This window comes from Paenibacillus silvae (assembly GCF_014639235.1).
Lineage (GTDB): Bacteria > Bacillota > Bacilli > Paenibacillales > Paenibacillaceae > Paenibacillus > Paenibacillus silvae.
Genome location: NZ_BMFU01000003.1, coordinates 1 through 23,583, shown reverse-complemented (window position 1 = coordinate 23,583; position 23,583 = coordinate 1). Strand labels below are relative to the sequence as shown.

Here is a 23,583-nt window from a genome sequence, read left to right as displayed (position 1 = left end):
CCGGGTTCTTTCTTTCAATATACGTGTAGTGGAGGTTTATCTGGATGAATAATCAGCAGTTAATGGATTTGGTGAATCAGATGACGCTGGAGGAGAAGGTAGCCCAGCTGCTGCAGCTGACGGCTAACTTCTATGAAGGAACAGATACACAGGGCCAGATTACAGGGCCGATGGAAGAGATGGGCATCACAGAGCAATCGGTCAACGCAAGTGGCTCGATTCTTGGATTGTCTGGAGCACAGGCCATCATGGATGTGCAGCAAGCTTATTTGAAAAAAAGTCGTCTTGGCATCCCGCTGCTGTTTATGGCAGACGTGGTGCATGGTTTCAAAACGATCTTTCCCATTCCGCTGGCAATAGGCTGCTCATGGGATCTGGAGCTTGCGGAGAAAAGCGCCGAGATTGCGGCGCGTGAATCCGCAGTATCCGGGCTGCATGTTACCTTTGCACCGATGGTTGACCTGGTGCGTGATCCACGTTGGGGCCGTGTAATGGAAACAACGGGTGAAGATCCGTATCTGAACAGCTTGTTCGCCGCTGCGTTTGTTCGCGGTTATCAGGGAGATAACCTGACAGAAGAAGTGGATCGTCTTGCGGCTTGTGTCAAACATTTCGCAGCGTACGGTGCTGCTGAGGGAGGCCGTGATTATAACACGGTGGATATGTCCGAGCGTCAGCTTCGGGAATATTATTTGCCAGCATATAAAGCGGCACTCGATGCAGGTGTGGAGATGGTGATGACCTCCTTCAATACGGTTGACGGTATCCCGGCCAGCGGCAACGAGAAATTGATGCGCGGCATTTTGCGTGATGAATGGGGCTTTGACGGAGTGTTAATCTCCGACTGGGCCTCGATCCGCGAGATGATAGCCCATGGCGCGGCAGAAGACGATCGTGAGGCAGCATATCGTGCTATTCGTGCGGGTGTAGACATGGAGATGATGACACCATGTTATGTTAATCATCTGCCAGAGCTGATTCAGAAGGGGGAAGTGGAGGAGCAGCTAGTGGATGAAGCGGTGCTGCGAATTCTGCAGCTCAAAGACAAGCTGGGGTTGTTCGATAATCCGTTCCGCGCTGCTGATCCTGTACGTGAACGCGAGATTGTTTTTTCCAAGGAACATCGTGAGGTGTCGCGAGAACTTGCGGCGAAGTCCGCTGTATTGCTGAAAAATGAAGCCCAGGTTCTACCGCTTCAGCCCGATGCAAACGTTGCGTTAATCGGACCGTTTGCCCAAAGTGAGGATATTCTCGGCTGGTGGGCTTGTGAAGGCGTCAAGGCTGATGCAGTGAAGCTGGGAACTGCACTTCAGGAACGTCTGCCGCAAGGTACGGTTCGAACAGCGCAGGGCAGTGATGTACACACGATTACGGACGAGCAGATTGCTGCGGCGCTTGAGGTTGCACATCAGTCGGATGTGATTGTGCTTGCGCTCGGTGAAGATTCCGAGATGAGTGGGGAGGCTGGATCGCGGACAGATATTCGTCTGCCAGCAGCGCAGCTGCAGCTGGTACAAGCGCTGAAGGCAACGGGTAAACCGATTGCCAGTGTTATTTTTAACGGTCGTCCACTAGACCTGCACGGAGTGGTGCATGAATCACATGCTGTACTGGAAGCCTGGTTCCCAGGTAGTGAAGGTGGGGCAGCTATCGCTGATGTGCTTACAGGCGCGGTGAATCCATCAGGCAGGCTTACGATGTCTTTTCCTCAATCGGTCGGACAAGTGCCGGTATATTACAATCATTTCAATACGGGTCGCCCAATCAACCCGGATAACACCGAGAATCGTTATGTTTCCAAGTATTTGGATAGTGTCAATGAACCGCTGTTCCCGTTTGGTTACGGTCTTTCTTATACTTCATTCGTATATGGGGAAGTTGAGGTTTCGGCTGAAGAGATGACGGCAAGCAACCCGCTGACTGTTCAGGTTTCTGTAACAAACACCGGTGATCGTCACGGTGTGGAGACCGTTCAACTCTATGTTCGCGATGTGAGCGGTGATGTCGTTCGTCCGATGCGTGAGTTGAAGGATTATGTGAAGCTGTCTCTGGCGCCGGGTGAGAGTGGAACAGCAACCTTTACCTTGTCTGAGAGCCAGCTTCGTTACCACCATGCTGATCTTGGATATCACAGTGATCGCGGTGAGTTTCGCATTATGGTAGGACCAAATAGCAGTGATACACAGAGCCGTTCGTTTAAGCTCGTTTAAAGCATCTTGTTCTATGGTGCAACACTAACCATAAGCTATATTTAAAAATCAGGTCTTTCAGTAGTGAAAGGCCTGATTAACATAACAGAGGAGCGAAGAATATGGTCAGTATCAAGGATATCGCCAAAAAGGCGGGAGTTTCCATCTCGACCGTATCATACGCGCTGAATGGAAGCAACAAAGTGACCGACGAGACCAGTTCCAAAATACTGGCGATTGCCAAAGAGCTGAACTATGTGCCCAATGCGGCGGCCAGAACATTAAAGAAGCGAGAATCGCGGATTCTGGGTGTGTTTCTTACGGATTTCAGCGGTGATGTATACGGGGATCTGTTAAGTGGCATGAAGGCGGTATGCAATGCTCAGGGATATGATCTGATCGTATGCAGCGGCAAACAGTCCCATCGCATGCTGCCCGAAAGAATGATTGATGGTGCGATCATTCTGGATCATACGTTTGCAAGTGAGGAGCTTATGCAGTATGCCGATCGAGGGCATAAGATCGTTGTGCTTGACCGCGAGCTGGAGCACGCCAACATTAATCAGGTGCTGCTGGATAACAAGGCTGGAGCTACGCTGGCGATGGAATATTTGATAGAAAAGGGGCATAAAAAGATTTATGTCGTGACGGGTCCGGAAGGTTCATTTGACTCGGTACAGCGCTTGAAGGCTGTTAGACAGGTAGCAGAACGTGAAGCGGAGGTAGAGTGGATCGAGATTGTCGGTGATTTCGAGAAAAGCGGAGGAGAACGAGCCGCGGATCAGATTGTACAGACGTATACGGAGCCGGCCGCCGTATTTTGTCTAAACGATGAGATGGCGATTGGTTTATGTGACCGTCTTGCGGAAAGTGAATTAAAGGTGGGCAGGCAGATTGATGTCATAGGCTTTGACCATATTGAGCTCAGCAATTACATGCAGCCTAGGCTGGCGAGCATCGATTATTCCAAACGCAAGTGGGGGGCGCTTGCAGCAGAGCAGTTAATTAAGATCATAGCTGGAGAACCTGTAGATCACGAGCGAATCTATGTCACCTTGGTAGAGGGAGAGTCTGTAACGGGTCCGAAACAGGCCGATTCCCTGTTGTCCATGCCCGGTGAACGTGCAGTAAGCTATTGATCAGATCTGGCTTCTCGCCCGGTGACTGCCTGTCGACACTAGAACGTTACAGCAAGAGACAAGATTTGAAGGAATTTCCCTGTTCTTTCAAGACTTGTCTTTTGCTGTGTGCGGAGACATGAAAAAAGCCTCTCCGGGGAGAGGCTTTGCCTTACAGGCCTTTTGTTTTGTCTTGGTTGTAGGATGCAGTGAGAATGCCTGTGATAAATAGCGTTAGTACAACTGCAATAATCCAGAATGTCAGTGAAAACGACATGCACTTTGCACCTCCTGCACAAGCTCATTTACTTCTATTATAACCATAATAGGTAGAAAAGGAATGCTTTACCCTGTCATTTGTAAAATAAAAAGTGGGTAGGTACAGGTCTCAGATTGCCATCTGAAGGTTTATTGATGACCCGGTTGTTCAGAATCAGGGAGGAGGAGCCGCCCCCATCCAGATTATAAGCGTCTATTACACCGAGCTTGGCCAATCTGCCCTGCATCTCTTCCAGTGTTGCGCCGGAGCTTCCATTTTCATTATATCCATCAACCACAATGATTAATAGCTGATCATCCTTGTAGTTGCCAATGACGGTTCGAGGTGCACGCTTGGGAGATACCTTCCATTTGTCCGGAATAATCGTTTTCTGTCCATTTTTCATAAGCACGGGCACAAAGGTTGCTCCGAATTGCGGCCGCAAGCGGTCCAGAGAGCCTTGATCAAAAAATTTGCCTCCGACAAGCTTGCCAGCATCGTTAAGTCCGACGAAGAACAGGTCCTTGAAACTGGCTTGGAAACCGTTCACATACTTGCCGTTCATTACAGTTGTACTCAAAGGGTAACGTTTGCCGCCACTGTCTGCGAATCCGCCAGCGTTGATACCCGCAATGGCTCCACTTCGTTTCACGGCCTGCATCGTTGTCTCGGATCGTCCAGGCTCACTGTTCAATGCCATCTGCATTGCGCTGTGATCCTTCAGTTTGACCTTCATCGCATATCCGGTGTAGGTGCCCGGATTGACTCGGTACATCTCAATCGTAATCCGGTCGCTGTCTACTCGTTCAAATGGCACACCAAGTTTGGAGGTAATCCGCTTGTTGTAGATCGTTTCCGGTCTGGATGCCTGAACGGAAGCCTTTTGCACAATCGTGGACATGGTGCTGGTCGTTTGGTTATAAAGCTGTGTTGTTCTTTTAATAGAAGAAGAAGTTTGAATCGCAGCCTCCTTTGCTCCTGCCAGTTCTTTGCTGATTGCTTGGGTCTGGGCAGTAACATGCTCTTCAGGCAAGTTAGAAGGAAGCAGAGTGCCTGTATCCAGTTCAGGACGTAATAGCAGCAAACAGAAAATTAACCCGATGAAAGGAGCGAGCGCAAGCATAAAAAAACGATTAACCTTTTTGACGGGTGTAATCATTTGAGCAGGTCCATCTTTTTCTGGAGTGCGTCCAGTTGTTTTTTCACTTCGCTCAGTTGGGTATATAATTTGTTGCTGTTATCCGTTTTGTTGCTCGCATTATCCTTTGTAAAAGTGAGCAGTTCATTGAAGGATTGAACCTGTCCCTGCAATGCGGCTACTTCGGATGAAATGGTAGAGAGCTGCTTTTCATAATCGGTTTTCAAAGCATCGATCTGCTGCTGTGTATGAACCTGAAGCTTGCTGATCATCTGTTGCTGAAGATGATTGCTATAGTAGTAGGTACCTACAACTCCTAAAGCAATGAGAATGATCCACATGACAAGAAACCATTTGACGGATGATCCAGCCTTGCCTTTGGCGCTCCGGGTGTGATGGATGTCAGAAGACGGATCGGATAAATTCATAACATCACTCCTGGTTTTGATATTAAGGTTAAAAAATTACCAATTCTCATTCTATCATGCTGCTATTCATTACGCAAAAATGAAATTCTTTAAATAATAGAATAAAAAGAGATTGCATCGGAAGGAAGTCCTAGGATACAATTTCTTATAGATGCAATAAGTAGGAACTTTGGGCGGGGTTTTCGACTTTTTTAGATAGAAATGCAGGAAAATTATACTAGGTTTTGATTATTTCAGGCATGTAAGAGTATCTATCTGGGCGTTTTCGTAGTGAGATATAGTCAGGAAACAGAGCTTTTGAGCGTCTGAAACCTGCATTCTCCTATTATTCGACACAATCCGACTTTTGCTTCATCTATACTCGGACTGTCGCATAAACCGCGAAAAGGATATGGATGGATAACAGAAGTCAATTGTCCAATACATAACAGGAGGAACCACAATGAAAAAAGTATGGCAGGTGGTCATCGTAGATATCCACCCCACCAGCATGCTGGGTACAAAATTAATTTTGGAAGAGCAGCAGGATTTGAGCGTACAGGGTATGACTTCAACCGGCACAGAAGGTCTTGACCTTGTGAGTCTGCACAAGCCGGATCTTATTCTTATGGATTACCGCCTTCCGGAGGGGCAGGCAGATCAATATATCTCCCGGATCAAAGAGCTTTCAAAGGATACACATGTTATCATTCTGACCGATGAAGACAATGTGAAGCTGTTTCGTCATCTCATGGCCCTTGGGGCTAGCGGAATGTTATCCAAGCAAGCTTCGCCGAGCCAGCTTATTCATCTGATCTCCGGCCTCAGGGAAGGGTACGTTTCAATTCCTTTGTCATGGCTTGATAGTGCAGAGTGGGGTCAGCCTTCCGAACCTCCTTCGGAGCAATACGCAGTTGAATTAACAGAAACGGAAACTTTTATCATGGAAAGGATTGTTCAAGGGGTAACCTATGATAAAATAGCGAGTGAAATCAATGTGAGCAGACGCTCGATTGATAATTACTTGCGTAAAATCTATGTGAAGCTGGAGGTCAGCAGCAGAGCACAGGCCATCGAACGTTATGCCTTGCATGCAAGGCAGTCCAAGACGGTATCCTGATTATCGCTTGTCAGGTGATCAATCATGTATCGTCCGGTATATTTGGTGTCTGGCTGGAATAGGTTGTAGGGCGGCTGCGAGAACAGTTTCGGAATAGAATAAAGGGGGATCTATCCATGAAATATTTCTTTGCTTCCCGTACCAACAGGCTTTTGTCATCACCGCTGAGGGATATACGCGATATGTCAGGCAAGGAGTATTTCATTTCACTCGCTGAAGAACTGCCCGCGGAGGAATTGTTTCCGTTTAAGCTTCTGGAGCAAGCGGCACTGTCTGTATTTAGTTCAGGCCCTTCTGCTTTGCAGTATGGAGAGCCGGCGGGTTATCCCCCGCTCAGGGAATGGCTGAACAAGGATTGGAATGAACGTAAAGGGATACGGACGGTATCTGATCAGATTTTGTTGACCACAGGCACGCAGCAAGCAATTGACCTGGTGATGCGCCTGCTGCTTGAGCCGGGAGACTCCGTGCTTGTAGAGCATCCTACGTCCCCCGGCTGTCTTGAGGTATTGGAAATGCAAGGCGCAACCATTGTACCTGTCTTTGGCGATCAGGATGGCATTCTGCCGGATTTGTTGGAACAGCACATGCAGCAGGTTAGACCGAAGCTGCTTTTTGCTGCACCCAGCTTTTCCAATCCTACGGGAATTCTATGGAGTATGGAGCGACGAGAAGCTGTACTTGATTTGTGCGCGCGTTATGGTGTTCTGCTGGTCGAAGATGATTCTTATGGTGAGCTGCATTTTGACGGTTTGGAGCCCGCTGCATTCTATCACAAGTATCCTTCGCTCTTTGCACTCGATACTGCCGATCAAGGTGGACATGTTCTCTACATTGGCTCCTTCAGCAAAACAGTGGCGCCTGCTCTTCGCACAGGCTGGGCTGCCGGACATCCTGCCTTGATTGAGGCTATGACATCCCTGAAACGAATTGCAGACGGACAGTCCAGTCCCATGAATCAACGGCTGCTGTACGAGTTGCTTGCGCAGTCTCCTTTTCGATGGGGAGATCACTTAGCCATGCTGAACAGGGAATATAAAACAAGGCTTAAACTGATGCTGGAACTATTGAAGAGACCTGGCTGGAAAGGATGCAGCTACAACATACCTCAAGGTGGAATGTATCTGTGGGTACAACTTCCGGAAGGGCTGAACAGTGAGGCGCTACTCAAAGCAGCTTTGTTGAAGGGAGTTTCATTTCTGCCTGGAACGGTATGCTCTACAGGAACGCTTGATCAGCGGTATATCCGATTGAATTTCAGCCGTCCGGGACGTGATGAGCTGTTGCTTGGCATGAATCTGATCAGCGAAGCGATCTCGGAATTTACGGCACGGAGCTAGCAATGTAACAGGTTGTTCACTTAGTCATCCAATTTGTATCACAATTTATGAGATTACGTTATTGCATCCACTAACATTTTTATATATAATATGAATTAATGAGTTGTTGGTTTCTTTATACTAGGCAGCAGCGGTTGCGAGTTCAGAATACGCACTCATATATTTTAATATTGGGGGAAATTTCAACATGTCTAATGTTCTTTTTATTAAAGCTAATGACCGTCCTGCGGATCAAGCTGTTAGTGTTCAATTGTACGATGCATTCCTTAGCGCATACAAAGAGTCCCACCCAGGTGATACAATCACTGAGCTGGATCTCTACAATACAGATCTTCCTTACTACGGCAACACTGTAATCACTGGTGGTTACAAAGCAGCTAACGGTATCGAAGCAACTCCAGAAGAGCAAAAAGCGGCAGCACTGGCTGCACAACTGCAAGATCAATTCCTGGCAGCTGACAAAGTGGTATTTGCGTTCCCGCTGTGGAACTTCACTGTTCCAGCACCACTGGTGAACTACATCTCTTACCTGAGCCAAGCAGGTAAAATGTTCAAATATACTGCTGAAGGCCCTGTAGGTCTGGTAGGCGACAAAAAGGCAGTACTGCTGAGCGCACGCGGCGGCGTATATTCCGTAGAGCCTATGGCATCTGCTGAAATGTCCGTTCGTTATGTAACAAACGTACTTGGCTTCTGGGGTATCCAAAACCCTGAGGTTGTTGTTGTTGAAGGTCACGCTGCTGCACCTGATCGTGCCCAAGAAATCGTGGAAGCTGGTTTGAAACTGGCTAAAGAAGTAGCAGCAAGCTTCTAATCCATTTTAATATCGGTTTAAAGAAAACGCCTGTTGTCTCCTAAAGAGATGACAGGCGTTTTTTTGTGTTGCTTGGCAGTGAAATGACAAGATGACCCACATACACTGGCATGCGCTTCTTATTTTAGTGGTATGGGAGCAGGTATCACTCCTTGGTGCGGTTCAGGAGATAATGCTCGGAAACCTCGGCAATCTGAGCAAGCTCATCCAGCGAATGTTCCGCAGCAGTATCCGGGTCAGTATAGGTTATTTCGGTATGAACGTTCCATATGTGCTCGTCGCTGGCGGCCTGCCCCTGATTTTGTATCATCAGCGTATGCTCGGTTATGGCTTCCACGCCTTTGACCGTCAGTATGTATTTGCCGCGAGAAAGACGCTCGAACCAGCCATAATAATTTTTTTGCAAAATGGCTGCTGCTGAGCCTACACCGGTCAGACGGGCAAGCGCTGCAGGTGAGGATTCACCACTGGATCTCAGTGCAGTCGCGACACGTATCGCTTTTTCACGATAAGCTGTCATCAGCTGACGGCCTGTACTGCCGCCTGTGTTATAATCTCCGCTCCGCTCATCGAATTCCTTGAGCAGACGCCGGCGGCGGATGCCGCTTCTTCGAGCTGACGGAACACTCCTGCCCGAGCTTTTTATGACCGCAGGCTCACATAAGACATCAATCAGTGGAGCTTTTGTTTTGTAAAAGGTGACCGTGATCAGCCCGAGGCCGAGCTGGCTGCACAATGCTGTAAGCTCACCCCAGCGCTGGTTGACAGCTCCGCGTTTGCTTCGGTTACGCTCTACCGCCAGATAGACGAGCGGGCTGAGCTTGAGGCGCTGCATGCCCTGCAGAAGCAGAGACAGGTTAAACGTTTTTTTCATCTCCACAATGAGTGGTTCATCCTGATCCGCCCTGACTCCAACCAGGTCACAATGCTTGACCTCGGCCTTGACCTCGAATCCTCGCTGCTCAAAAAATGCTTTGACGGGGGAGTACAGCTCCGTTTCATATTGTACAGCCATGCATTCTGCTCCTTTCCTGTAATAATGTGTATGCCTGATGGCATTGTCCGCTTTTTTCAATAGAACCTTTATTATAGCATATTGATGCTTTTTTTTCTGAGGTCACAAGAGGTCTGATAGAACAGGGCATACGTAAAATTCAGGGTGAAGGTTTGAAAAAAAGAGGTCAACTTATCCAAGTTGCCGCATAGGTATGTAATACACTTTTCACATCTTTAAAAGACGTTTGCATCAAACCAGCGGGACTAAGCCGGACCGCAGAAGGGTATTCAAGCAGGAGCTGCAACTCTATTGATTTCTTCATACCATTCGGAATGGTTGACAATCACACTAAAGGAGCCATGGGAGGTACCAAGCATGAATATTTTTGAACGCGTTGCGGAATATCGGGCAGAGAGTGACCGTTTGTCATGGAACGGAACATTTGAAGACTATATTGCACTGCTGAAGGAGGACCCGACTCCGGCAATGACGGCTCACGCACGAGTGTATCAGATGATTGAATCGTATGGCGTAGAAGAGGTCGGGGGACATAAGCGATACAAATTTTTCGAGCAGGAGATTTTTGGACTGGATCGTTCCATTGAGAAGCTGGTGGAGGAGTATTTTCATTCCGCTGCACGCCGTCTGGATGTAAGAAAGCGGATTTTGCTGCTGATGGGGCCGGTAAGTGGAGGTAAGTCCACACTGGTAACGTTGTTGAAACGGGGACTGGAGCAATTTTCACGTACGGAAAAGGGGGCGGTCTACGCGATTGAAGGCTGCCCGATGCACGAGGAGCCGCTGCACCTCATTCCGCTGGAGCTTCGCCCCGAAGTTGAGAAAGCGATTGGTGTTCGCATTGAGGGGAATCTGTGCCCGTCCTGCCAGATGCGAGTACGGACGGAGTATGGTGGCGATATTAGTAAAGTGCGGGTGGAACGTGTCATCATCTCCGAGGATAACCGGGTAGGGATCGGTACCTTTAGCCCTTCGGACCCGAAATCACAGGACATTGCCGATCTCACAGGCAGCATCGACTTCTCCACGATTACCGAATTTGGATCGGAATCCGATCCGCGGGCGTACCGTTTTGACGGCGAGCTGAACAAGGCCAATCGGGGTCTGATGGAGTTTCAGGAGATGCTGAAATGTGATGAAAAGTTTCTGTGGAACCTGCTTTCCCTGACACAGGAAGGTAACTTCAAAGCGGGTCGTTTCGCATTGATTAGCGCGGATGAGATGATCGTGGCACACACCAACGAGTCCGAGTATAAATCATTTATTTCCAATAAGAAAAATGAGGCGTTGCAGTCCCGGATGATTGTTATGCCGATTCCGTATAACCTGAAGGTGTCGGAAGAAGAGAAGATTTATGCCAAGCTGATTCAGCAAAGTGATATGAAGCATGTGCATATTGCACCGCATGCGCTGCGTACGGCAGCTATTTTTAGCATACTTACCCGATTGAAAGAAACGAAAAAGCAAGGCATGGACCTTGTCAAAAAAATGCGGATGTATGACGGTGAAGAGGTTGAGGGTTACAAGGAAGCAGATCTGCGCGAGATGCAAAATGAATATTTGGATGAGGGCATGTCCGGAATTGATCCACGTTACGTTATCAACCGGATATCCAGCGCTTTGATCAAGCAAAATCTTCAGTGCATTAACGCGCTGGATATCCTGCGTGCCATCAAGGATGGGTTGGACCAGCACGCATCCATTACAAAGGAAGAGCGTGAGCGTTATTTGAACTTTATCGCATTGGCTCGCAAAGAGTATGACGAGCTGGCGAAGAAGGAAGTGCAGAAGGCTTTTGTTTATTCTTTTGAGGAATCGGCAAAAACATTATTCGAAAATTATCTCGATAACATCGAAGCCTTCTGCAACTGGTCGAAAATTCGTGATCCGCTGACAGATGAGGAGATGGACCCGGATGAGCGTCTGATGCGCTCTATTGAGGAACAGATCGGCATTTCGGAAAATGCCAAAAAAGCGTTCCGCGAAGAAATTCTAATTCGGATCTCGGCATACTCCCGTAAAGAGCGCAAGTTCGAATACAGCAGTCATGACCGTCTGCGGGAAGCCATCGAGAAGAAGCTTTTCGCTGATCTGAAAGACATCGTGAAGATTACAACCTCTACGAAAACACCGGATGCCACGCAATTGAAACGGATGAATGAAGTAATCAAACGCCTTATTGAAGAGCACGGTTATACGGCTGCTAGCGCGAATGAACTACTGCGATACGTAGGGAGTCTGCTTAACCGCTAAAATGCTGCACCATTCCGAACTAGGTCCTGTAGATTTGCTGCGAGGCTCCTTCGCAGCAATCTCAGGGCCTTTTTATATTGAGGTTGAGTCCCAAATAAATAACATTTTACAAAAATTATTATGATTTCCAAGTGAATTAGTTCTTATGGTATATGAATGTTTAGGTATTTTAGTCTATAATCAATTAACATATTTACAATTAGGAATAAAAAATGACAAGGAGTTGATCTAATCAGATATGGGGAGCATTTCAGCAGATCGGCAGAAGCAATTGGATTATATGGGTTTAGGTGCACGGGATTTGAAGCTGCTTGCGGACCATCGGCCTGTCTTTGAGAAGGTGGTTGAGGAAGTGGTGGATCATTTCTACAATCATGTAGGCAATTACCCGGAACTGATGGAACTGATTGCACGCTTCTCTAATATCGATCGGTTGAAGGAAACGCAGCGAATGTACTGGTTGTCCATGACAGACGGCATTGTGGACGATGCTTATATTGAGCAGCGCATTGCAATCGGATTGGTTCATTCCCGAATCGGTTTATCTGAAGATTATTATCTGGGTACATATATGGTTTATTTGGATATTGCAACAAGTATATTTCAGCAGGTTATTCCGGATTCATGGCATCTGGTTGTACAGGCATTAAGTAAAATGTTTAATCTGGATTCACAGCTGGTGCTTGAAGCATATGAGAAAAAAGAAAAAGAGAAGCTTCACCAGCTTGCAGCGGATCAGAATAATACACTGCTGGCGATTACGCACATTACCCAACAGCTTACGGGCATGATTAGTGAATTGAACGAAAATGCAATGTCCATCTCGAGTGTAGCCAATGAAACGGCTGTATCTCAGGAGCAGGCGCATACACTTCTGGAGGAATTGACGGGAGAGATTCATCAAATAGGCAAAATGGGGGAGCTTATTCGTGAGATTTCGGATCAAAGTCATCTTGTCGGTTTGAACGCTGCGATTGAAGCAGCGCACGCAGGAGAGTTTGGTCGCGGATTTGAAGTGGTCGCAAGCGAGGTTCGCAAACTGGCTGCCAGCTCCCGTGAGGCACAAGGTAAAATTCAGGCCAATCTGCAGGAGATTATGAGAAAACTGAGCAGTGTGCAGTTGGAGTCCGAGCGTACATCCAAGGGCGCAAGAAGCCAGGCTTCACGTTCATCCGAACTTGCCGTATTTGCGACAACGATGGAGAAGCTGGCGCTGGATCTGAAAAAATTGGAGCAGTAACATGAATTCCCTGAGGTTCATGTGCATCGATTACCGTTTGGGCATGTAATAAGCTATAATGAGTAGACAAACCTGCCAATGGTATAGATAATATAGCCGAAGACAGGCGATTTATGAAGAGGTTGAGGTGATTAGATGGCTTCTATCCATGATGTGGCCAAAGAAGCGGGCGTATCCGTTGCAACCGTTTCCAAAGTAATAAATGACTACCCGGATGTTAGCGAAAAAACACGTAAAAAAGTGAATTCAGCCATCGAATTATTGAAATATCAACCCAATGTGGTCGCGCGTGGACTGGTTAAGCGCCGTTCATGGACAGTGGGTGTGCTGCTTACCGTTCCGTTTACGAATCCGTTTGTTGCCGAATTACTTGAAGGTATTAAAACAGCTTTGGAAAACAGCGGTTATGATCTCGTTCGCTTATCTACAAGATTTGATGACCCTACATATTCATTTATTAAGCATTGCCGCAGCCGAAACGTGGATGGTGTTGTTGTTTTCGGGGAAGGCCGGGAAAATACAAGTATTCAGGAACTGGTTGCAGCCGAGATTCCAACCATGTTTATTGACACAGATTTGTTTGGCAAGCGTGCAGGATACATCACAACGGACAATGTTAACGGGGTTGCCATGGCGGTCAAACATCTCTATGAGCTGGGGCATCGTAAAATTGCTTACATTTCAGGCACGCTGGGACCTGCTGTAGCTAATCTGCGTCTGGATGGGTACAAGGAAGGACTTCGTTTATGTGGCATTCCGTATGCAACGATATATCTCGAGGTATGTGATTATTCCTTTGATGGTGGTGCAAAGGCGGCACGGCGTTTATTGGCTCTGCGCGAGCAGCCTACAGGTATCATCTGTGCATCGGATATGTCTGCCTTTGGCGCTATTCATGAGATTGAGAAGCATGGTTTTAGTGTACCGGAGGATATTTCAGTCGTGGGCTTTGATAATACGTATTACGCGGAAGTGTTCAAACCAAGTTTAACAACGGTGAATCAGAACATTTATACGATCGGCATTCGGGCGATAGAATATCTGATTGCTATGATTGAAAATCCTTCTTACACACCGCCAGTGGTTACGGAGCCTTCGAATTTGATTGTTCGTCAAACGACAGCACCTGTGAATGAAATGTATTCTGAAGCACCTGCACAGCCATAAGGCTGTGCTTTTTTAATGAGGCAGGCAAGTCAGTTTTTTTGTCATATGAACACAACAAAGGTAACCAAAAATATAAAAAGAGGGGGTTAGACACTAAATCTCCATATTTACAGTAAAAGGTACAATGGCATAAATTTGATTATGTAACCGCTTACTTTTATTGAAGGGCAGGTTCCCCAGGGCATTATCGGGCTCACTTGAGGAGGTTTAAGGACCGTGCATTGAATGTTCCTGATCCCATCCGTGCAATCATGTTGTCGGTTGCCAGCGAAAAAACCAGCAGAGGATATCCATGCATGCAGAAGTGTGTCGTGAAAAGCCTGATGTTTGACCGCGTTACAGGATGGATGAAGAAATTCATAAGGAGGAGTTTACGTGCGGGGAAAATGGTTGAGGTTATGCTTGGCAGCAGTTTTGATGGTTAGCTTGCTGCCAGGTCTCGGAGCAGGAGAATGGAAGGCAAGCGCAGCGAATGCGGGGGATATTCTGTTATCTCATTCATTTGAAGATGGAACGCAAGGCTGGACAGCCCGAGGTGGAGTGAAGGTTGATGTGACAGCTGATCAGGCGTATCAAGGCAAACAGTCCCTGCAAACAACGGGTCGTACAGAGGCTTGGAATGGTCCTGCGTTTTCCTTGAGCGATGTCGTTCATAAGAATGAAGTTGTGGAAATATCCGGTTACGTGAAGCTGGTAACTGGCTCAGCTCCGGCTGATCTGAAATTTACTGTGGAGCGCCGGGATGGTAATGGGGAAACGCAATATGATCAGGTCAACGCAGCTGAGCAAGTGACGGATCAGAAATGGGTGAAGCTGCAGGGTCAGTACAGCTATGAGCAAGGCAGCAACCTGCTCCTCTATCTGGAAAGCACAGATGCCAAGGCTGCTTACCTGCTGGACGAATTCCAGATTCGTTTCGTTAAACCTGCACCGGAGAATCCGGGTGAGCCGGGAGAACCAGGCCAAGTGCTGTTCAAGGCCGATTTTGAAGATGGGAATATCGGCAACTGGCGTGCCCGGGGTACGGAGAAGCTGGAGGTTGTCAGCGGCATCGGACATAACAGCAACCGCAGCTTGAAAACCTCCTCCCGCAGTGAGACCTATCATGGGCCGCTTGTAGAGGTTCTGCCTTATCTGCAAAAGGGAAGCACGGTTCATATCTCCTTCTGGGCGATGTATGATGAAGGACCGGCAACACAAGTCATTAACGGCTCCTTGGAAAAGGAGTTTAATGGTGACACAGCAAACCTTGAATATGCTACGTTTGCTTCCACAACGTTGAACAAAGGCCAGTGGAAGAAAATTGAAGCAGACATTATTGTGCCAGCGGAAAGCACAGGCATCAGCGGCTTGCGTATGTATGCCGAAACACCGTGGAAGCAGTCTTCCGAAGTGACGGAGACAGACACGATTCCGTTTTATATTGATGATGTACAGATTACTGCAACCGAAGCGATTGCTATCGAGAAAAATATTCCGGACTTGGCTAAGACGCTAGGTACTTCGTATGCGCTTGGAGCTGCCATTGATCAGACGGCACTGGACTCTAAAGACCCGCACTCTGAACTGCTGACGAAACATTTCAAAAGTATTACGGCAGGCAACTTCATGAAAATGGATGCTATGCAGCCTACAGAGGGCAACTTTGTCTGGTCTGAGGCGGATAAGCTTGTCAACTTTGCTGCTGCGAACAACATGCAGGTGAGAGGGCATACGCTGCTCTGGCACAGCCAGGTGCCGGATTGGTTCTTCACCGATCCAAATGATCCATCGAAGCCAGCGACGCGTGAACAGCTGCTGAAGCGCATGAAAACACATATTCAAACAATTGTAAGCCGTTACAAAGGTAAAGTACACACATGGGATGTAGTCAATGAAGTTATCTCGGACGGTGGCGGTCTGCGTAATCAGGCAAGCGGTTCGAAATGGCGTGATATCATCGGTGATGTCGACGGCGACGGGGATGACAGTGACTACATTGAACTGGCTTTCCGTTATGCGCGAGAGGCTGATCCGGATGCGGTATTGGTCATCAATGATTACGGCATTGAAGGTAGTGTCAGCAAGATGAATGACATGGTTAAACTTGTAGAGAAGCTGCTGGCGAAAGGAACACCGATTGATGCCATTGGTTTCCAAATGCATGTATCCATGTATGGACCAGACCTCAAGCAAATCCGTGAGGCGTTTAACCGGGCTGCGGCTCTTGGGGTTCACATTCAAGTGACGGAGCTGGATATGTCCATCTATTCCGGAAACTCCGAGCAGGAAAAACCGGTTACAGACGAGATGATGCTCGAGCAGGCATATCGTTATCGTGCACTGTTTGATCTGTTCAAGGAGTTTGATGATCGCGGCATAATGGACAGTGTAACGTTATGGGGACTTGCGGACGACGGCACTTGGCTGGATGATTTCCCTGTCAAAGGCAGAAAAGATGCACCACTGCTGTTTGATCGCAAGCTGAAAGCCAAACCGGCTTATTGGGCACTGGTTGATCCTTCAACGTTACCCGTATATCGAAACGAGTGGACTGCACCCCAAGCGAAGATATCCTTGCCTGATCGTAAAGGACAGGAGGATGTTCTCTGGGGAGCGGTCAGAGCTTTGCCATTCTCTCATGTTATCGAAGGTGCTTCAGGCACGACAGGAGAAGTAAAAACGTTATGGGATGGAAAAAAACTGAATCTGCGCATTGAAGTGAAGGATGCTACACGTCTTAAAGGTGATCAGGTTGAGGTTTTTGTAAGTCCGGAGGATATGGCCGCCGGCAAGAAAAACAGCACACCGAAGGACGGACAATACATCTTTAACCGGGATGGCGGGAAAGGAAAGGATGAGAAGCTGTATCAGGTGAAGGAAAACAAATCGGGATATGTTGTTTATGCATCCCTGCCGTTATCCTCTGCTGACCTGGCGGCAGGCAAGGTACTGTCTCTCGATTTCCGTATTACAGATAAACAGCCTAATAGCAAAACCTCGATTGTGGTATGGAATGATACGAACAATCAACAGCCGCAGAAAACGGAGAATCGGGGCAAGCTCAAGCTAGGCTCTGGCTTGAAACAAGTTAAAGTCAGCTACGGAACACCAACGGTGGATGGCAAGGAAGATAAATTGTGGAAGAAAGCTGTGACGATTGCAACAGACGTCAAGGTAGAAGGCAATTCCGGTGCCAAGGCGAAGGCAAAGCTGCTGTGGGATGAAAAGTATCTTTATGTATGGGCTGAAGTCAAAGATCCGCTGCTTAGCAAAAAAAGCGCCAATGCACATGAACAGGATTCCATCGAGCTTTTTATTGATCTGAACAAAAATCAGTCGAGCAGTTATGAGGACGACGATGCACAGTACCGGGTCAATTTCGACAATGAAACTTCCTTTGGCGGCAGCCCACGCAAAGAGCTGTTCAAATCAGCTACCCGTCTGACGAAGGAAGGATATGTTGTTGAAGCGGCGATTCCACTTGAAAATGTGCGCGCCAAGGAAAGCAAATGGATTGGTTTTGATCTGCAAGTGAATGATGATGGTGCAGGAGACGGAAAACGCAGCAGCGTGTTTATGTGGAGTGATCCATCGGGCAATTCATATAGGGATACATCCGGTTTCGGCAGTTTGCTGCTGATGAAGAAATAGCATGGTTGTTTTCAAGCTCTGAAAAGGGTTGTTAAGACTACGCTGAAACACCGTAAATGAGGGATAAACAGGCTCTGCTTCTGGAAATAAGTGTTGATTTTCAGGGCTGGGACGTTTAGACTATAGACATTCAACATAAGCGGGTTTCAGATGTATGCCATCGGCTTATGACTAAGTCGCTGGTCGCAAAGTCAAATGATGCGGAGGGAGTGCCTGTCATCCAGACAGCGCACTCGCTTCTTTTTTACATTTAAACATACATATGAGGTATTGCCCGGCTGAAAGGACAGAGTAAGTGGAGCACATACATGGCACATACAATCTACAACTTGTTATTTTATCCTATATCATTGCTTCGTTAGCCTCTTATGCAGCACTTGATCTTGCAGGCCGTGTATCCATGACGAGCGGAAGGGCGCGTCACTGGTGGATTGCTTGCGGTGCTATCTCTATGGGACTGGGGATCTGGTCCATGCATTTTGTGGGCATGCTTGCGTTTGTACTGCCTATGCACGTTTCCTATTCGACGGATAAAGTTATTTTATCCGTGCTGCTTGCTATTGCTGCATCGGGAGTTGCGCTGGATTTTGCTGGACGGCAGTCTAATAAAATAAGCAGGCTGGTGATTGCTGGGCTGCTTATGACTACTGGCATTACCTCTATGCATTATGTGGGGATGGCTGCGATGTCTACTCCGGTGACGTACAAGCCGATGCTTGTGGCTTTATCGGTTGTCATTGCAGCTGTGGCTTCCTTTGCGGCGCTATGGCTCATGTTTTATTTTAACCGCCGCGATTCGAAGCATGACTGGGTCTACAAAATAGGCAGCGGACTCATCATGGGTGTGGGCATTACGGGCATGCATTACACCGGGATGGCAGCAGCTCGTTTTCATCAAAGTACGGCAATTCCTGATACGTTGACCCGACAGATTGAGTCAGAGGTACTCGCATATTTGATTGCTGCGGGCACCATTATTGCGATTGGGCTTACGTTGTTCGGAAACTTTATCAATCAACGGATGTCCCAGAAGGATCAGCGTATTCGTGAGAACGAGCAATGGTATCAGGCGCTGTACCATAATCATTCGGATGCCATCATTTCGGTGGACAGAGAAGGCATCGTCAAAGGGATTAATGCAGCGGTAAGCACGATCACAGGCTACCCTGAGAGAAAGGTGATTGATCGCCCGATACATCAGATCGTAGAGCAAATAGAGGTGGAGTGCACGAGCCAAGATAATATGTACTCATGGGATAGTCACGATACGGAACAGAAGCACTATACGGCAAAAATGAGAAATACACAAAATGAACTTCTCGACTTGAGTATCGCGGTCATCCCGGTCATTATTGATGATACCCATGTGGGCAGCCACATTCTGATCAAAGATATTACGGAGGAAACGCAGGCTCAGGAAAATATTCGTCATCAGGCTCTGCATGATCCACTTACAGGGCTTCCTAATCGGCGTAAACTGGATGAGGTACTGGCTAAGACGATTAACGTTTGCGGAGAAAAGCAAGCCAGATTCGCTGTGATGGTCATGGATATTGACCGCTTCAAGATGATTAACGATTCTCTGGGTCATTCCATCGGAGACGTGTTTCTGAAAGAAGTTAGCGGCCGGATTGTAAGCACCATTGATGCATCTCATCCTCAGGCGATGTCCAATGTCACGCTGGCCCGGATGGGCGGGGATGAATTTACGATGGTGGTTACAGGGGAGCAGGCGAACGAGCAGGAGATTATTCGGCTTGCCGAAAGAGTTGTTGAATCGATCCAGCAGCCGTATCGTTTGAAGGAAAATGATTTTTATGTTACTGCAAGCATCGGGATTGCAATGTATCCTGAGCACGGGGCGGGAACGGATGCGCTGATTAAACATGCGGACTCCGCAATGTATGAAGTGAAGAAAAATGGCAAGAACGGTTATCAGTTCTACACAGCCCAGCTCGACTCGGAACTGTATGAGCGGATTGAGCTGGAAGGTTATCTGCGGAAAGCGCTGGAGCGAAACGAGATGGTGCTGTACTATCAACCCCAGATTCGCACTCACGATAGCCGAATGATTGGAGTCGAGGCTCTGATTCGCTGGCAGCATCCCATGAAAGGGCTGCTTGCACCGAATGTATTTATCCCGCTCGCCGAGGAGACGGGGCTGATCTATGATATTGGTAACTGGACGCTGCGGGAAGCCTGCAGACAGATGAAGCTGTGGCATTCCAGCGGCGGGCCGCTCATTCCGGTATCTGTGAACTTGTCCAGTCAACAGTTTCACCAATCGAACCTGGTGGAGCAGATCAAAAATGCATTGATCGAGACGGGGCTGGAGGCTCAGTATCTGGAGCTGGAAATTACGGAGAGCATGATGATGGATGCTGCCGTATCAACGGCGATTCTGAACGAGCTTACTGCCCTTGGGGTGAAGATCAGTCTGGATGATTTCGGTACGGGGTACAGCTCCCTGAGTTATTTGAAACATTTCCCGATTCACAAGCTCAAGATTGATCGCTCCTTTGTTACCGACATTACGGAAAGCCATAGCGATCAGGCCATCGTTGCTACGATTATCTCTATGGCTCAGAACCTCAAGATGGAGGTTATTGCCGAGGGGATTGAGACCAAAGGACAGCTGGACATCCTGATGCAAAATGATTGCAGAGAAATTCAGGGATATTACTTCAGTCGACCGTTACCGGCAAGCGAAGTAGAGCACAGTTTCTTTGTACCGCTTCGTATGCTCGGAAATAGTAATGAGGCACTTCATTCTTTATAACATAGAAAGCGGCAAGTTCCCGATTTTCAGCAGGACTTGCCGCTTTTGTGTTGTGCGCCCGGCATGGGCGATAACTTGGCGGTGAAAGTCCGCTACAGGCTTGGCAGTAGGAACTGTTAGCCAAGGGCAAGGGTGTCCGTCGCGAGGCGGAATCTGAAGGAAGCCGGAGGCAAACCCTCGGTCTGACGAACAGAAATCACATACAAGGCATGATGGAACGGACGAGCTTGCTATACAAAAGCGAAGTCCAATACTGCCCGAATTCCAGGATGTAGATGTGGCAGATGGATGAAGGGAAGGTTATCGTTCTTACCCGGGGAGGTCTCACTGACGTGAAGTAGGAAAAAAAATCCGAAAGACGGAGTAAAGCTTGTGGTGAGAAGTCAGCAGAGGTCATAGTACCGGAAGTTTTTTTTCGGGAAGGACTGAACAATCGTAAGTCTTGAGTACAGACTGAAAGGAGAGTCGATGCGGTGAAAGCAGAATACCGAAAGGGCTACCGGCAAAGAGATGGCGTGGAACGCGAAGGGGATGCCGGAGCGCGGAGTATCGAAACTCGGGAAAGTAGAGAAAGAGAAGGTGCAAAAGGCCTGATGGAACGCATCCTGAACAGAGACAATCTGAACCGGGCGTATAAACAGGTCAAACGCAACCATGGTGCGCCGGGAATCGACGGAATGACCGTGGGGATGGCGTTGCCATGGTTGCGCGAAAACAGAGAGGAACTTCTGCAAAGCATTCGGGAAGGCAGCTACAAGCCAAGCCCGGTGCGGCGCAAGAAAATCCCCAAACCAGACGGAAGTGGCGAGCGAAAACTGGGCATCCCGACGGTCATCGATCGGGTGATTCAACAAGCGATCGCACAACAACTGCAACCGTTGTTCGAGCCGCTCTTCTCGGACGGAAGCTACGGCTACCGCCCGGGACGAAGCGCACAGCAAGCCATTCGAAAAGTCAAAGCCTATGCGGAGAAGGGATACGGACATGCAGTCGAAATCGACCTGTCGAAATACTGTACGAAGCTCAGTCCTCGTTGCTCTAAGGTGCTTTTATTTAAGAATAAGCAGGAAAAAAATTAAAACCCTGTTCCCTGTAAGCTACCAAGATCACAGGGAATTTATGGATTACCAAGGTAAAGAAGATGGAAGTAAGACTGCGGTAATAAAAATCAAGGGTGTCAAACTAAAACATTTATGTGATTTAGCTGCTTCATTAATGGTAAGCACTGTGCTTCCTTAATAGTTTAACTTATCCCTTTTGATGCGTCATCAATTCATTTGAAAAATCAGAAAGGTCTTCTTTTATTAAGTATTCTCCGGGAGCATGATTTGTCATCAACATACTCAAGACATTCTGTTGGTTCCCATTTATTTTTCCCCTTCGAGAATTGCTAAAATTGTAGGGGAAAAGAAAGTCCATTAATGCGACTAAACGTTCTAGCAAATAATACGAATATCCCGGATGTATAAAGTAGATAACCATTTAAAATGATCGGGAATTTTGCAAAGATCATTGTACAAAGAGGTCTGGGGAGAACATAAGAAAGAGACGTTGACTATAGTCTATGAAAAAAATAAAACTGTTTGTTACAATGGTTATCCTACACAGACAAACGCTCATTTAATGCACAACAATATCACCATCCGAGTTTCTTGCTAATTAGTAGATAATCAATAGATAAATTAAAAAACTTTGCTATTTATATATTACTTGACGCTTCTCATAATGTAGGAGAAAATTGAAGCTGGATCACAAAGTGTGCTCGAAAGGAAGTGAACTAAACGAACGAAATATTAGGTTGGTTATATTACGAGCCAACCTAACGCAAAATGAACTCACAGTAAGGTTGCATTATGCCCGTTAGCACTTATGCAATGATTGACTGGGGACATCTTTCTCCAAGAAAGCCTTTACAGGACAGATGATTATCAAAATTATTATGGAGTAACGATAGGTTTCCTGTTTTTTGGTATTTGCGAGGAATACAATTTAAGGAGAAATTAGTCAAATGAAGAAACAAGTAGTGGCTAGTGCCTTGGCATCTTCCCTATTGCTAGGCATGATAACAACAACTGCATTCGCTGAAACATCTGGTACAAGCTTCAGAGACATTAATAATTCTTATGCGAAAGATGCAATTATTGAATTGCAATCTAAGGGCATTCTCAATGGAATTGGAAACGAACAATTCAACCCAAAAGGAACGCTTACAAGAGCAGAATTTGTAACTGTTATTGTTAAAGCACTTGGTCTTGAAACTAATAACAAGATTTCATCTTTTAATGATGTATCTGATTGGGCTATTCCTTACGTCGAGGCTGCCTTCAAACTAGAAATTATCAACGGTGTTGGACAAGGCAAATTTGCACCTAACGCACCGATAACAAGAGAAATGGCAGTTGTTATTTTAGTTAGAGCTTTGCAAAGTGCTGGTGTTGAAATCGAATTAAATGAAAATGCTCCACTCCATTTTACGGATGCAAATGTAATTTCCGATTGGGCTAGAGCATATGTTTCGGCAGGTTACAAACTTGGTTTAATCAAGGGTAATCCAGATGGAAGCTTTGACCCTAAAGGAAATACTAATCGTGAGATGTCGGCTGTTCTTGGTAAGAACCTATTAACAGCTATCGAAAATACTCCTGAACCTACTGAACCAGAGCAAAAACCAGACGAAACAAAGCCAGAAACTAAACCAGAAACTAAACCTGGAACTCCTGCTCCATCCGTTCCATCTGCACCTCCATCCAGTGGTGGCGGTGGTGGTATTTATGCTCCTCCTGCTCAGCCATCTGGCAACCTAGCAACAGTAAAAACAACAGCTAAAGGTCAATTAGACAGCTATGTAGATCCAGCGGATTACATAACAAATGAAACTGCATTAACAGCTGCAATCACTACGGGTAAAGCCAATATTGACGCAGCAACAGATGAAGCAGGCGTAGCCTCAGCACTAGCGGCAGCGAAATCTGCAATTGATGCGATTAAATCAGATGCTGATCTAGCGGCTGACGACCTGGCAACGGCAAAAACAACAGCTGGAGGTCAATTAGACAGCTATGTAGATCCAGCAGATTACACCACAAATGGAACTGCATTAACAGCTGCAAT

General features: G+C 47.1%; 15 protein-coding genes. 12 read left to right on the top strand and 3 right to left on the bottom strand.

Annotated elements, in window-relative coordinates:
* The first annotated feature begins 44 nt into the window (after positions 1–44).
* On the top strand, positions 45–2,210 hold the full coding sequence (bglX, locus tag IEW26_RS10775) for a beta-glucosidase BglX (protein WP_188592446.1): 2,166 nt from the start codon (positions 45–47) through the stop codon (positions 2,208–2,210).
* A gap of 101 nt (positions 2,211–2,311) precedes the next feature.
* Positions 2,312–3,328, top strand: a complete 1,017-nt coding sequence (locus IEW26_RS10770) for a LacI family DNA-binding transcriptional regulator (RefSeq protein WP_111271458.1) — start codon at positions 2,312–2,314, stop codon at positions 3,326–3,328.
* Positions 3,329–3,660: 332 nt separating this feature from the next.
* On the opposite strand, the gene IEW26_RS10765 is transcribed toward IEW26_RS10770, so the two are convergent.
* Positions 3,661–4,725: a phosphodiester glycosidase family protein gene (locus IEW26_RS10765; protein WP_188592445.1), complete on the bottom strand. Its 1,065-nt coding sequence runs from the start codon at positions 4,723–4,725 to the stop codon at positions 3,661–3,663.
* Positions 4,722–5,132 (bottom strand): hypothetical protein, encoded by a 411-nt coding sequence (locus tag IEW26_RS10760; protein WP_188592444.1) that lies wholly within the window; start codon positions 5,130–5,132, stop codon positions 4,722–4,724. Before IEW26_RS10760 ends, IEW26_RS10765 begins: the two co-directional genes overlap by 4 nt.
* Positions 5,133–5,574: 442 nt before the next feature.
* Here IEW26_RS10760 and IEW26_RS10755 point away from each other — a divergent pair, with 442 nt between their 5' ends.
* From IEW26_RS10755 to IEW26_RS10745, 3 genes are all read left to right on the top strand, one after another.
* Positions 5,575–6,231, top strand: coding sequence for a response regulator transcription factor (locus IEW26_RS10755; protein ID WP_145403056.1), 657 nt, complete (start codon positions 5,575–5,577; stop codon positions 6,229–6,231).
* A 116-nt stretch (positions 6,232–6,347) separates the two neighbouring features.
* Positions 6,348–7,571 carry an aminotransferase-like domain-containing protein gene (locus tag IEW26_RS10750; protein WP_145403055.1) on the top strand — a complete coding sequence of 408 codons (1,224 nt, stop codon included), beginning with the start codon at positions 6,348–6,350 and terminating at the stop codon, positions 7,569–7,571.
* A gap of 187 nt (positions 7,572–7,758) precedes the next feature.
* A complete protein-coding gene (locus IEW26_RS10745; protein ID WP_145403054.1) occupies positions 7,759–8,385 on the top strand; it encodes an FMN-dependent NADH-azoreductase in 627 nt (208 codons plus the stop codon).
* Positions 8,386–8,530: 145 nt separating this feature from the next.
* Here IEW26_RS10745 and IEW26_RS10740 read toward each other — a convergent pair whose 3' ends face one another.
* Entirely contained in the window at positions 8,531–9,400 is an 870-nt protein-coding gene (locus IEW26_RS10740; RefSeq protein ID WP_188592443.1) for a DUF2161 family putative PD-(D/E)XK-type phosphodiesterase, read from the bottom strand.
* Positions 9,401–9,757: 357 nt separating this feature from the next.
* Here IEW26_RS10740 and IEW26_RS10735 point away from each other — a divergent pair, with 357 nt between their 5' ends.
* From IEW26_RS10735 to IEW26_RS10705, 7 genes are all read left to right on the top strand, one after another.
* The gene (locus tag IEW26_RS10735) at positions 9,758–11,653 is read left to right on the top strand and encodes a PrkA family serine protein kinase (RefSeq protein ID WP_145403052.1); all 1,896 of its coding nucleotides are present in this window, start codon (positions 9,758–9,760) and stop codon (positions 11,651–11,653) included.
* A 238-nt stretch (positions 11,654–11,891) separates the two neighbouring features.
* Positions 11,892–12,893, top strand: a complete 1,002-nt coding sequence (locus tag IEW26_RS10730) for a globin-coupled sensor protein (RefSeq protein ID WP_145403051.1) — start codon at positions 11,892–11,894, stop codon at positions 12,891–12,893.
* A gap of 135 nt (positions 12,894–13,028) precedes the next feature.
* The gene (locus IEW26_RS10725) at positions 13,029–14,060 is read left to right on the top strand and encodes a LacI family DNA-binding transcriptional regulator (protein ID WP_188592442.1); all 1,032 of its coding nucleotides are present in this window, start codon (positions 13,029–13,031) and stop codon (positions 14,058–14,060) included.
* Positions 14,061–14,435: 375 nt separating this feature from the next.
* Positions 14,436–17,693, top strand: coding sequence for an endo-1,4-beta-xylanase (locus IEW26_RS10720; RefSeq protein ID WP_188592441.1), 3,258 nt, complete (start codon positions 14,436–14,438; stop codon positions 17,691–17,693).
* Positions 17,694–17,988: 295 nt separating this feature from the next.
* Complete coding sequence (locus IEW26_RS10715; RefSeq protein ID WP_188592440.1) at positions 17,989–20,472, top strand: bifunctional diguanylate cyclase/phosphodiesterase; 2,484 nt, start codon at positions 17,989–17,991, stop codon at positions 20,470–20,472.
* A gap of 473 nt (positions 20,473–20,945) precedes the next feature.
* A complete protein-coding gene (locus IEW26_RS10710) occupies positions 20,946–21,551 on the top strand; it encodes a reverse transcriptase domain-containing protein (protein WP_229729803.1) in 606 nt (201 codons plus the stop codon).
* A 929-nt stretch (positions 21,552–22,480) separates the two neighbouring features.
* A partial coding sequence (locus IEW26_RS10705) for an S-layer homology domain-containing protein (protein ID WP_188592439.1) occupies positions 22,481–23,583 on the top strand: 1,103 nt, incomplete at its 3' end.